This window comes from Enterobacter sp. BIDMC93, assembly GCF_001037805.1.
Lineage (GTDB): Bacteria > Pseudomonadota > Gammaproteobacteria > Enterobacterales > Enterobacteriaceae > Enterobacter > Enterobacter hormaechei_C.
Window position 1 is genome coordinate 3,648,695 of record NZ_KQ089962.1, and the last position, 11,868, is coordinate 3,660,562.

The following is an 11,868-nucleotide window of genomic DNA, read 5'->3' on the forward strand; positions in this document are numbered from 1 at the left end:
GGATTTTGTAGGTCGGGTAAGCGCAAGCGCCACCCGACAGGAGGACGACGCGATGTTTCACCGTTTATGGACATTGATCCGCAAAGAGCTGCAATCCTTGCTGCGCGAGCCGCAGACCCGCGCCATTCTGGTGCTGCCGGTGCTGCTTCAGGTTGTACTGTTTCCGTTTGCCGCCACGCTGGAGGTCACCAACGCCACCATCGCCATTTACAACGAAGACAACGGCAAGCATTCCGTCGAGTTGACGCAGCGTTTCGCCCGCGCCAAAGCCTTTACCCATGTCCTGCTTCTGGAAAGCCCGCAGGCGATCCAGCCCACCATCGACACGCAAAAAGCATTATTGCTGGTACGCTTCCCGGCGGACTTCTCCCGCAACCTGGACACATTCCAGACCGCGCCGATGCAGCTGATCCTCGACGGACGTAACTCCAACAGCGCCCAGATTGCGGCGAACTATTTGCAACAGGTGGTGAAGGATTACCAGCAGGAGCTGATGGCGGGCAAACCCAAACCCAACAACAGCGAGCTGGTGGTGCGCAACTGGTACAACCCGAACCTGGACTACAAATGGTTTGTGGTGCCGTCGCTGATCGCCATGATCACCACCATTGGCGTGATGATTGTCACCTCGCTGTCCGTGGCGCGCGAACGTGAGCAAGGTACGCTGGATCAGCTGCTGGTCTCACCGCTCGCCACCTGGCAGATATTTGTCGGCAAGGCGGTGCCGGCACTGATTGTCGCGACGTTCCAGGCCACCATCGTGCTGGGGGTGGGAATATGGGCGTACCAGATCCCGTTTGCCGGATCGCTGGCGCTGTTTTACTTCACGATGGTGATTTACGGCCTGTCGCTGGTGGGGTTTGGGCTGCTGATTTCCGCGCTCTGCTCAACGCAGCAGCAGGCGTTTATCGGGGTGTTTGTCTTTATGATGCCGGCGATCTTGCTTTCAGGGTACGTTTCTCCAGTGGAGAACATGCCGGTGTGGTTACAGGATTTGACGTGGATAAACCCGATTCGTCACTTCACGGATATCACCAAGCAAATCTATCTGAAGGATGCGAGTCTGGATATTGTATGGGGAAGTTTGTGGCCGCTACTGGTCATCGCGGCCACAACGGGCTCAGTGGCCTATGCGATGTTTAGACGAAACATCGCGTAGTTTTTTCTCTTTGGTGAGCAATGACACCACCGCAGGCCCTGCGAGGATAGCCAGACCCGCCAGGGCCAGCAGCAGGTTGTTTTGCAGCACGCGTGACAACAGCCACAGGACGATCATTGCCGCACCAAAATACCAGGTGGTGGTGAGCTCTTCGAGCACATCACCCACTTCACGCCAGCGCGCGTCGTGGTGACGCTGTAAAAACAGCATCGACAGCACGGTCACGCCGTAAACCACGCATAACCCTAAGCCGACACGCACCAGCGTGCCGCTCATCCAGCCCATCACCAGTACGGCCACGACCAGTAAATGCAACATTATCTGCCAGCAACTCAAACCGGTTGCGACACGAATGCGTTGTTGCCACTTCATGGCTTCTCTCCTGAAGGATTTTTCTCTGCTAATTCAGACTACCGCACTTTACGGAAAATTCCGTAACGCCGCATCTTTTTGTGACGCCTACTACACTTTATTTTCATCGGGATAGTCACCCAGGAAGGTGTTTATGAGCAAAAAAACGCAGCATTTCTCGCTTAAGGTGCTGACGATAAACATTCATAAGGGCTTCACAGCATTTAACCGCCGCTTCATTTTACCGGAGCTGCGCGACGCGGTACGCACCGTCAGCGCCGATATTGTCTGCCTCCAGGAGGTCATGGGCGCGCACGAAGTGCACCCTATGCATTTCGAAAACTGGCCCGACACGCCCCACTACGAGTTTCTGGCGGATACCATGTGGAGCGATTACGCCTACGGGCGCAATGCGGTCTACCCGGAGGGGCATCACGGTAACGCGGTGCTGTCGCGTTTTCCTATCGAGCATTATGAGAACCGCGACGTCTCCGTTGGCGAGAGCGAAAAACGCGGGCTGTTATACTGTCGTATCACCCCCCCGGCGCTCGATTTTCCCATTCATGTGGGCTGTGTTCATCTTGGCCTGCGTGAAGCCCACCGTCAGGCCCAGCTACAGATGCTGGCAGACTGGACCAATGCGCTGCCGGAGGGCGAGCCCGTAGTGGTGGCCGGTGATTTCAACGACTGGCGACAGCGGGCCAACCATCCGCTGAAGGTGAAGGCGGGGCTGGAGGAGATCTTTACCCGCTCACGCGGTCGTCCCGCGCGGACGTTTCCGGTGCGCTTCCCCCTGCTGCGCCTTGACCGCATTTACGTAAAAAATGCCCACGCCAGCAGCCCGACGGCGCTGGCTTTACTCAACTGGCGACATCTCTCCGACCATGCCCCACTCAGCGCGGAGATCCACTTATGAAATGCACATGGCAGGAAGGTAACCGTATTACGCTGCTGGAAAATGGCGATAACTTTTATCCGGCGGTTTTTGAGGCGATTAGCCACGCACAGCAGAAAGTCTTTCTCGAAACGTTTATCTGGTTTGAAGACGACGTGGGCAGGCAGTTGCACAGCGCACTGCTGCATGCCGCCCGTCGCGGTGTAAAAATCGAGGTTCTGCTCGACGGATATGGTTCGCCGGATCTCAGCGACGAATTTGTTAACGAGCTCACCGCCGCAGGGGTGGTGTTCCGCTATTACGATCCCGGCCCGCGTCTGTTCGGCATGCGCACCAACCTGTTCCGTCGAATGCACCGCAAAATTGTGGTGGTGGATGAAACGGTGGCCTTCGTTGGCGGCATTAACTACTCCGCCGAGCATATGTCGGATTACGGTCCCGAAGCTAAACAGGACTACGCGATCCGTATCGAAGGACCGGTGGTTCAGGACATCCAGCTGTTCGTGCTGGAAAACTTACCCGGCAAAGAGGCCGCTCGCCGCTGGTGGCGACGCCGTCATCGCCCGGAAGAGAACCGCAAGCCCGGCGAGGCGCAGGCGCTGTTCGTCTGGCGGGATAACGAGGAGCACCGGGACGATATCGAGCGTCATTACCTGAAGATGCTGGCGAACGCGAAGCGCGAGGTGATTATCGCCAACGCCTATTTCTTCCCTGGTTACCGGATTTTGCACGCCATGCGCAACGCGGCCCGACGCGGCGTGAGCGTGAAGCTTATCGTGCAGGGTGAGCCCGATATGCCGATTGTGAAGGTCGGCGCGCGTCTGCTCTATCGCTATCTGGTCAAAAGCGGCGTGCAGATCTATGAATATCGCCGCCGCCCGCTGCACGGCAAAGTCGCCGTGATGGATGACCACTGGGCGACCGTTGGCTCCAGCAACCTCGATCCGCTGAGCTTATCGCTCAATCTGGAAGCGAACCTGATCATCCACGATCGCCAGTTTAATCAGACCCTGCGCGATAACCTTCAGGGACTTATCAATAAAGACTGCGTGCGTGTGGATGAGTCTATGGTGCCAAAACGGAGCTGGTGGAACGTGGGCATCGGCGTGGTGGTGTTCCACTTCCTGCGCCACTTCCCGGCCATGGTGGGCTGGCTGCCCGCGCATACGCCGAAACTGGCGCTGGTGGATCCGCCTGTGCAACCCGAAATGGAAACCCAGGACCGCGTAGAGGCGGAAGATGGAGGGAAAACCTGATGTCGAAATCTCATCCTCGCTGGCGGCTGGCGAAAAAAATCCTGACCTGGCTGTTCTTCATTGCCGTCGCGGTCCTGCTGGTGGTGTATGCCCAAAAGGTGGACTGGGAAGAGGTGTGGAAAGTTATTCGCAACTACAACCGGACAGTCCTGCTGGGGGCCGTTGGGCTGGTGATTGTGAGCTACCTGATGTACGGCTGCTATGACCTGCTGGGACGTGCCTACTGCGGGCATAAGCTTGCCAAACGGCAGGTTATGCTGGTGTCATTCATCTGCTATGCCTTTAACCTGACGCTGAGCACCTGGGTGGGCGGGATTGGTATGCGCTATCGCCTGTACTCCCGCCTTGGCTTACCGGGCGGCACCATCACGCGTATTTTCTCCTTAAGCATCACCACCAACTGGCTGGGGTATATCCTGCTGGGCGGGGTGATTTTCACCATCGGCGTGGTGCAGTTGCCTGCGCACTGGTACATCGATGAGGCTACCCTGCGCATCCTGGGCATCGTACTGCTGCTGATCATCGCCGCCTACCTGTGGGCCTGCGCCTTTGCCAAACGTCGTCACATGACCATTAAAGGCCAGAAGCTGGTGCTGCCGTCATGGAAGTTTGCCGTCCTGCAAATGGTGGTTTCCAGCGCTAACTGGATGGCGATGGGGGCCATTATCTGGCTGTTGATTGGCGAAGATGTGAACTACTTCTTCGTGCTGGGCGTGCTGCTGGTAAGCAGTATTGCCGGGGTGATTGTGCATATTCCGGCGGGTATTGGCGTACTGGAGGCGGTGTTTATCGCGCTGCTTGCGGGGGAGCATGTGTCTCACGGGACGATTATCGCCGCCCTGCTCGCGTACCGCATGATCTACTACTTCCTGCCGCTGGCGCTGGCAACGGTCTGTTATCTGGTGCTGGAGAGTCGGGCGAAGAAGCTGCGCGCGAAGAACGAGAGGATGTTGGCGAAGTGAGTTGTGTCGGGTAGCGCTGCGGTCTGATGCCCTCACCCCGGCCCTCTCCCACGGGGAGAGGGAGAAAAGCCCGCACCGTGCAATCCCCTCTCCCTGAGGGAGAGGGTTAGGGTGAGGGGGAAATAACTAGCGACGGTTGCCGAAGATACGCAGCAGCATCAGGAACAGGTTGATGAAGTCCAGATAAAGCGTCAGCGCGCCCAGAATCGAGTATTTGCGCAGGTTTGAACTGTCGCGAACATCAATTTGTTCACCGATGTTTTTCAGCTTCTGGGTATCGTAAGCGGTTAAGCCCACGAAGATCACCACCCCGATATAGGTCACCGCCCACATCAGCGCGTCACTCTTCAGCCACAGGTTCACCAGCGACGCCAGCACAATCCCAATCAGCCCCATAAACAGCATGTTGCCGAAGCCGCTCAGGTCACGTTTGGTGGTGTAACCGTACAGGCTCATCACACCGAACATCCCGCCGGTCACCACAAACGTGCTGGCGATGGAAGAGTAGGTGTAAACGATGAAAATACTGGAAAGCGTCAGCCCGGTCAGCGCCGAATAGAGCATAAACAGCGTGGTCGCCATACCCGCGCTGAGCTTGTGCACCAGCCCGGAGAGCACGAACACCAGCGCCAGTTGCGCAATAATCAGCCCAAAGAAGGTGATTTTGCTTGAGAAGATAAACATCATCAGTTCAGGCGTATTTGCCGCATACCACGCGATAAACGCGGTAAGCAGCAGGCCAACCGTCATCCAGCCATACACCTGAGCCATGTAGGTTTGCAGCCCGCTACGGGTCTGCTGAACTATCGAATCGGAACGCGGAAATCGGTCCATGATTCACTCCTGATTAAGTAAACACACACGTTAAGAGTAACACATCCGCGTAAACCAACTACCAACGGCTGGCGGCATGTTTATCGCTGTCGCGTGATTCCACCCAGCGCTCACCTTCCGGCGTCGCTTCACGCTTCCAGAACGGCGCTTTGGTTTTAAGGTAATCCATGATGAACTCCCCCGCCGCAAAAGCACTCCCGCGATGGGCGCTGGTGACGCCGACAAACACAATCTCTTCGCCGGGCCACATTTCGCCGATGCGATGGATAACCGTAACGCGCCCTAGTGGCCAGCGGCCTCGCGCCTCTTCCACAATGGCCGCCAGCGATTTTTCGGTCATTCCCGGATAGTGCTCCAGCGTCAGCGCTTTTACGCTGTCGCCGAGATTATGATTACGCACTTTCCCGGTAAACGTCACGACCGCGCCGTCTTCGTCGCGCCCGGCCAGCCAGTCATATTCCGTGCCCACGTTAAAACGCTCATGGCCGACCAGAATTCGGGTTTCCGTCATCTTAACCCCCTGTGACCGGCGGGAAGAAGGCCACTTCGTCCCCATCGGCCAGCGGGTGGGTCAACTCCACCAGCGTCTGGTTCACGGCGGCCAGCAGTTTGCCTTCGTCCAGCGCCAGCGCCCAGCGGTCGCCTTGCGCCGCCAGATGCGCACGCAGGGCGGCGACATTTTCGAAAGAGCCGTCCAGCGTCAGGCTGTCGGTATTGACCAGCTCACGGACCTGGGCAAAAAAGAGCACCTTAATCATGGCTTTCCACCTTAAAATCACCGGATTTGCCGCCGCTTTTTGCCAGCAGACGCACCGGGCCAATCACCATATCTTTCTGTACCGCTTTACACATGTCGTAGATGGTCAGCGCCGCCACGGAGGCCGCCGTCAACGCCTCCATCTCCACGCCGGTTTTCCCGGTTAAGCGGCACAGGGACTCGATACGCACGCGGTTATGCTCCGGCTGTGCCTGCAAATTTACCTCCACTTTGCTGAGCATCAGCGGATGGCAGAGCGGGATGAGGTCCCAGGTACGTTTAGCGGCCTGAATACCGGCGATGCGGGCGGTGGCAAACACATCACCCTTGTGATGGCTACCGTCGATAATCATCGCCAGCGTCTCCGGCAGCATGGTGACGAACGCTTCAGCACGCGCCTCGCGCACCGTTTCGGCTTTGGCGGAGACATCCACCATATGCGCTTCGCCAGCGGCGTTAATGTGGGTCAGTTGTGACATAGCTTATTTCTTTAAATGGGGATGGAAATTACACGGACGGGTACGGGCATCCAGCTGCGGGGCAATAATGTTTTCCCACGCGGTGCGGCAGGCTTTGGTCGACCCCGGCATGGCGAAGATCAGCGTCTTGTTCGCCACCCCCGCGACGGCACGGGACTGAAGCGTAGAGGTGCCAATCTCTTCAAACGAGAGCATGCGGAACACTTCGCCGAAGCCTTCCACTTCGCGATCGAACAGCGGGAGCAGCGCTTCCGGCGCCTGGTCGCCTGCGGTAAAGCCGGTACCGCCAGTGATCAGCACCACCTGGACGTCATCACCCGCAATCCACTGTGAGACCTGAGCGCGAATGGCGTAACGGTTTTCTTTGACGATCGCTTTATCAACAATCTGGTGTCCGGCTTCGTGTGCCGCCTCGCGCAGCCAGTGGCCAGAGGTATCATCCTCTTCACCACGACGTTCGGAAACGGTAAGAATAGCAATGCGTGTCGGGATAAATTCCGCGCTTACCTGACTCATCTTCTGGTTCCTTCTAAAGCCTGATTACCCGCCGATATAGGACAGGTTCTGAGTAATGCCGGTGTTGCCCTGATGCAGGAAATGGGTCTGCTTTTTGTGCGTCAGCGCCTCGGAAATACGTGCTTCAAGCGCGTCCTGCTGGGCGTCATCTTCCAGCAAATCGCGCAGATCGACGCCGCCATCCCCGAACAGGCAAAGATGGAGCTTGCCGACGGAGGAGACGCGCAGGCGGTTGCAGCTGGCACAGAAGTCTTTTTCATAGGGCATGATCAGGCCGATTTCGCCTTCATAATCCGGATGACAAAAGACCTGCGCCGGGCCATCGCTGCGCTGGCGGATCTGGTGGATCCAGCCGCGTTTCAGCAGTTCGTCGCGCAGAACCATGCCGGAGATATGATGGCGACGGAACAGCTCACTGCCCTCCCCGGTCTCCATCAGCTCAATAAAACGCAGTTGAATGCGGCGCGGTTTGATCCACGCCAGGAAAGTGTCCAGCTGATGGTGGTTCACATCACGCATCAACACGGTATTGACTTTGACCTTGTCGAAACCGGCGGTGAACGCGGCATCGATGCCGTCCATCACCTGCTGGAACTTATCCTGGCCGGTAATGGCGTGGAACTGACGGGCGTCCAGGCTATCGACGCTGACGTTGATCGCCGTCAGCCCCGCATCGCGCCAGTTCGCCACGTCACGCGCCATGCGGTAACCGTTGGTGGTCACCGCGATCTGGCGGATACGTTCGTTTTCACGCACGGCGGCAATGATGTCAGGGAAATCACGGCGCAGGGAGGGCTCTCCCCCGGTAAGACGCACTTTTTCCGTGCCAAGTTCAGAGAACGCGCGCGTGACGCGGCGTACTTCATCCACGGAGAGAAAGCCATTATTGGTGACGCTGCCCGGCTTGTAGCCATCGGGCAGGCAGTAGGTGCAACGGAAGTTACACACGTCGGTAATCGACAAACGTAAGTAGAAAAACTTACGCGCGAAAGCATCAGTAAGTTGTGAAGCCATGTACACCTTTCCAGATCGGGAGGCACAGTCATTTCTTTCTGTACCCTGGTGGCAAATCCGCCACGGCCAGGGCGCCATATCTCTCGACACAGGCGCCAGGGCTAGAGTGTATGTTTTCAGTTTTGAAAACGGGGTTATGGCGATAGTAGCGTGGAAATCGCCACTTCGCCATTGTCGCTTTTCGCTATATAAATTTATATATAACGATGTTATCGTGCATTTTCACTACAGAATACGCAAAAACAGCGCTTTCGCATTGATATACGTCATTATGGTTTGTGAGAGGCATCGTCTTTTAGGAGTAGTTGCGTTACTGTGACGCAAGCTTAACAGGATAAGGAATAGGTATGCGCAATCGCACTTTTGCGGATCTGGACCGTGTGGTCGCTCTTGGCGGAGGTCACGGTCTGGGACGCGTGATGTCGTCGTTATCGTCACTGGGCTCGCGCCTGACTGGCATCGTGACAACAACGGACAACGGCGGCTCAACCGGGCGGATCCGACGCGCTGAAGGCGGGATTGCCTGGGGTGACATGCGCAATTGCCTCAACCAGCTTATCACGGAGCCTAGCGTGGCCTCGGCGATGTTTGAGTACCGTTTTGGCGGGAATGGTGAACTTTCAGGCCATAACCTTGGAAATCTGATGTTAAAGGCGCTGGATCACCTGAGCGTGCGCCCTCTGGAAGCGATCAATTTAATTCGTAACCTGTTAAAGGTGGATGCATTCCTGATCCCGATGTCTGAACAGCCGGTGGATTTAATGGCGATCGATGCCGACGATCACGAAGTGTATGGTGAAGTGAATATCGACCAGCTTCTTCTTCCGCCAAAAGAGCTGATGACCTACCCCAGCGTACCCGCAACGCGTGAAGCGGTAGAAGCGATTGCCGAGGCCGATCTGATCCTGATTGGGCCGGGAAGTTTTTATACCAGCCTGATGCCGATCCTGCTGGTGAAAGAGCTGGCGCAGGCGCTGCGCAGAACGCCTGCGCCCATGGTCTATATCGGTAATTTAGGCCGCGAACTCAGCCCGGCGGCGGCAAGCCTGTCGCTGGCGGATAAGCTGGACCTGATGGAACAGTACGTTGGTAAGAAAATTATCGATGGTGTCGTGGTCGGGCCGAAAGTGGATGTATCGGGGATTGGCGATCGCGTGGTGGTGCAGGAGCCGCTGGAAGCCAGCGATATTAAATATCGCCACGACCGCCATTTGCTGCGCGAGGCGCTGGAGAAGGCGATTCAGGCATTAGGTTAGGTTCGTTTTGTGCGGCCTGATGCCCTCACCCCGGCCCTCTCCCACAGGGAGAGGGCGAAAACGCCACCGGGCAAAAAACTACGATGCCGCAATAAACAGATCCCGCAGCTGATGCAGCTGATCGCGGATTTGCGCGGCCTCTTCGAACTCCAGGTTCTGCGCATGCTGCATCATCTGCCCTTCCAGCTCGTGGATCTTCTGCTGTAACGCTTTCGGCGTCAGCGCGACGGTATCCTCTTCCACCACTGAACGGGCCTTGCCGCGGCCTTTCGCTTTGGTCTTCGCAATGTTCTGACCCAGCGCCAGGATATCCACCACCTTCTTGTTCAACCCCTGCGGCGTGATGCCGTGCTCTTCGTTGTAGCGCTGCTGCTTCTCGCGACGACGTTCCGTTTCGCCAATCGCTTTGGCCATCGACGGGGTGATTTTATCCCCGTACAGGATCGCCTTCCCGTTGACGTTACGCGCGGCGCGGCCAATGGTCTGGATCAGCGAGCGCTCGGAACGCAGGAAGCCCTCTTTGTCCGCGTCCAGAATCGCCACCAGCGACACCTCAGGCATATCCAGCCCTTCTCGCAGAAGGTTAATGCCGACCAGCACGTCGAACTCGCCCAGACGCAGATCGCGGATGATCTCCATACGCTCCACGGTATCGATATCCGAGTGCAGATACCGCACCTTCTCGCCGTGTTCTTCCAGATACTCCGTCAAATCTTCCGCCATACGTTTGGTGAGCGTGGTAACCAGCACGCGCTCGTTGATGGCGGAGCGGGCACGTATTTCCGAGAGCAGATCGTCCACCTGCGTCGCCACCGGACGCACCTCGATAATCGGATCCAGCAGCCCGGTCGGACGCACCACCTGGTCCACCACGTCATCACCGGATTTTTCCAGCTCGTAGTTGCCCGGCGTGGCCGATACGTAGATGGTCTGCGGAGCAAGCGCCTCAAATTCTTCAAACTTCATCGGACGGTTGTCCAGCGCTGACGGCAGTCGGAACCCGTACTCCACCAGCGTCTCTTTACGCGCGCGGTCACCGCGGTACATCCCGCCGATCTGGGGGATCGTAACGTGGGATTCGTCGATCACCAGCAGGCCGTCCGCCGGAAGGTAGTCAAACAGCGTCGGCGGCGCTTCGCCCGGCCCGCGCCCGGAGAGGTAGCGCGAGTAGTTTTCGATGCCGGAGCAGTAGCCCAACTCGTTCATCATCTCCAGATCGAACTGGGTACGCTGGCTCAGGCGCTGCTCTTCCAGCAGCTTATTGTTCGCCAGCAGCACCTTGCGGCGGTCCGCCAGCTCGGTTTTGATCTCTTCCATCGCCTGCACAATACGCTCGCGCGGCGTTACATAGTGCGTTTTCGGGTAGATGGTGAAGCGCTGGATCACCGACTCGACGTGACCGGTCAACGGATCGAACAGCGACAGGCGTTCAACCTCTTCGTCGAACAGCTCCACGCGCAGCGCCATATCGTCCGACTCCGCCGGGAAGATATCAATCACCTCGCCGCGCACGCGGAAGGTCCCGCGCTGGAACGCCTGATCGTTACGGGTGTACTGCAACTCCGCCAGACGGCGCAAAATCGCACGCTGATCGATGATCATCCCCTGCGTCAGGTGCAGCATCATCTTGAGATAGAGATCCGGATCGCCCAGGCCGTAGATCGCCGACACCGAGGCCACCACCACCACATCACGACGCTCCAGCAGCGCCTTGGTCGCCGACAAACGCATCTGCTCGATATGTTCGTTCACCGAGGCATCTTTCTCGATAAACGTGTCGGAGCTGGGAACGTAGGCTTCCGGCTGGTAGTAGTCGTAGTAGGAGACGAAATACTCCACCGCGTTTTCCGGGAAGAACTCTTTCATCTCACCATACAGCTGCGCCGCCAGCGTTTTGTTCGGCGCGAGAACCATCGTCGGACGCTGGAGATCGGCAATGACGTTGGCAATGGTGAAGGTTTTGCCCGAACCGGTAACCCCCAGCAGGGTCTGGTGCGCCAGCCCGTCCTCCAGCCCCTCTTCCAGGCGACGAATAGCCTCGGGCTGATCCCCGGAAGGACGGAAAGCAGAATTCAGTTTAAACGGTTTACTCATGGGCGACGACCTGATGACAGAATAAGCGGCAGGTGAGTAATTTTACTCGTTGTGGCCAGGATTGCCAGTAAAAAACACTGGATGAAAAACCAGTAGCGTGTCAGGATATTTAGCGTAGCGCAGAGAGGATTAGTGCGTTCGCGAGCCAAATTTCGACTGTGACAAAATAAAACACCAGCCTCAGGGGGTTATCCCCAGAACTATTACTTTTTTAACATTTGTCAAGGGCGGTTATGAAAGTTTTATGGCAACAGGTCTCGCTGGCGTTGAGGGAATTGCTTTTATCTAATTCGTT

At 57.1% G+C, this 11,868-nt stretch carries 13 protein-coding genes and 1 riboswitch; of the genes, 5 read left to right on the forward strand and 8 right to left on the reverse strand.

The window, feature by feature from the left end; translation table 11 throughout:
• Window positions 1-52: 52 nt before the first annotated feature.
• Window positions 53-1,159 (forward strand): ABC transporter permease, encoded by a 1,107-nt coding sequence (locus SK58_RS17090; protein WP_017384932.1) that lies wholly within the window; start codon window positions 53-55, stop codon window positions 1,157-1,159.
• On the opposite strand, the gene SK58_RS17095 is transcribed toward SK58_RS17090, so the two are convergent.
• The gene (locus SK58_RS17095; RefSeq protein ID WP_048220258.1) at window positions 1,121-1,531 is read right to left on the reverse strand and encodes a YbhQ family protein; all 411 of its coding nucleotides are present in this window, start codon (window positions 1,529-1,531) and stop codon (window positions 1,121-1,123) included. The genes SK58_RS17090 and SK58_RS17095 overlap by 39 nt on opposite strands.
• Window positions 1,532-1,664: 133 nt before the next feature.
• On the opposite strand from SK58_RS17095, the gene SK58_RS17100 reads away from it, so the two are divergent.
• From SK58_RS17100 to SK58_RS17110, 3 genes are read left to right on the forward strand one after another with little or no spacing between them, the layout of a single operon-like run.
• A complete protein-coding gene (locus tag SK58_RS17100) occupies window positions 1,665-2,426 on the forward strand; it encodes an endonuclease/exonuclease/phosphatase family protein (protein ID WP_017384933.1) in 762 nt (253 codons plus the stop codon).
• Complete coding sequence (gene clsB / locus SK58_RS17105) at window positions 2,423-3,661, forward strand: cardiolipin synthase ClsB (protein WP_015571079.1); 1,239 nt, start codon at window positions 2,423-2,425, stop codon at window positions 3,659-3,661. The genes SK58_RS17100 and clsB overlap by 4 nt, the downstream gene beginning before the upstream one ends.
• Window positions 3,661-4,623, forward strand: a complete 963-nt coding sequence (locus SK58_RS17110) for a lysylphosphatidylglycerol synthase domain-containing protein (RefSeq protein WP_015571080.1) — start codon at window positions 3,661-3,663, stop codon at window positions 4,621-4,623. The genes clsB and SK58_RS17110 overlap by 1 nt, the downstream gene beginning before the upstream one ends.
• A gap of 126 nt (window positions 4,624-4,749) precedes the next feature.
• Here SK58_RS17110 and SK58_RS17115 read toward each other — a convergent pair whose 3' ends face one another.
• From SK58_RS17115 to moaA, 6 genes are all read right to left on the reverse strand, one after another.
• Window positions 4,750-5,457: a Bax inhibitor-1/YccA family protein gene (locus SK58_RS17115; RefSeq protein ID WP_015571081.1), complete on the reverse strand. Its 708-nt coding sequence runs from the start codon at window positions 5,455-5,457 to the stop codon at window positions 4,750-4,752.
• Between the two features lie 58 nt (window positions 5,458-5,515).
• Window positions 5,516-5,968, reverse strand: a complete 453-nt coding sequence (moaE, locus tag SK58_RS17120) for a molybdopterin synthase catalytic subunit MoaE (protein WP_015571082.1) — start codon at window positions 5,966-5,968, stop codon at window positions 5,516-5,518.
• Between the two features lies 1 nt (window position 5,969).
• On the reverse strand, window positions 5,970-6,215 hold the full coding sequence (gene moaD / locus SK58_RS17125; RefSeq protein WP_003858510.1) for a molybdopterin synthase sulfur carrier subunit: 246 nt from the start codon (window positions 6,213-6,215) through the stop codon (window positions 5,970-5,972).
• Window positions 6,208-6,693 carry a cyclic pyranopterin monophosphate synthase MoaC gene (gene moaC, locus SK58_RS17130; protein WP_006809528.1) on the reverse strand — a complete coding sequence of 162 codons (486 nt, stop codon included), beginning with the start codon at window positions 6,691-6,693 and terminating at the stop codon, window positions 6,208-6,210. The genes moaD and moaC overlap by 8 nt, the downstream gene beginning before the upstream one ends.
• A 3-nt stretch (window positions 6,694-6,696) precedes the next feature.
• Window positions 6,697-7,209, reverse strand: a complete 513-nt coding sequence (moaB, locus tag SK58_RS17135; RefSeq protein WP_015571084.1) for a molybdenum cofactor biosynthesis protein B — start codon at window positions 7,207-7,209, stop codon at window positions 6,697-6,699.
• Window positions 7,210-7,233: 24 nt separating this feature from the next.
• Window positions 7,234-8,223 carry a GTP 3',8-cyclase MoaA gene (moaA, locus tag SK58_RS17140; RefSeq protein WP_017384935.1) on the reverse strand — a complete coding sequence of 330 codons (990 nt, stop codon included), beginning with the start codon at window positions 8,221-8,223 and terminating at the stop codon, window positions 7,234-7,236.
• A riboswitch (molybdenum cofactor riboswitch) is annotated at window positions 8,211-8,344 on the reverse strand. It overlaps the preceding gene by 13 nt.
• A 226-nt stretch (window positions 8,345-8,570) precedes the next feature.
• Here moaA and yvcK point away from each other — a divergent pair.
• Window positions 8,571-9,479, forward strand: coding sequence for a uridine diphosphate-N-acetylglucosamine-binding protein YvcK (gene yvcK, locus SK58_RS17145; RefSeq protein ID WP_017384936.1), 909 nt, complete (start codon window positions 8,571-8,573; stop codon window positions 9,477-9,479).
• Window positions 9,480-9,557: 78 nt separating this feature from the next.
• Here yvcK and uvrB read toward each other — a convergent pair whose 3' ends face one another.
• The gene (gene uvrB, locus SK58_RS17150) at window positions 9,558-11,573 is read right to left on the reverse strand and encodes an excinuclease ABC subunit UvrB (RefSeq protein ID WP_015571085.1); all 2,016 of its coding nucleotides are present in this window, start codon (window positions 11,571-11,573) and stop codon (window positions 9,558-9,560) included.
• Window positions 11,574-11,868 lie beyond the last annotated feature (295 nt).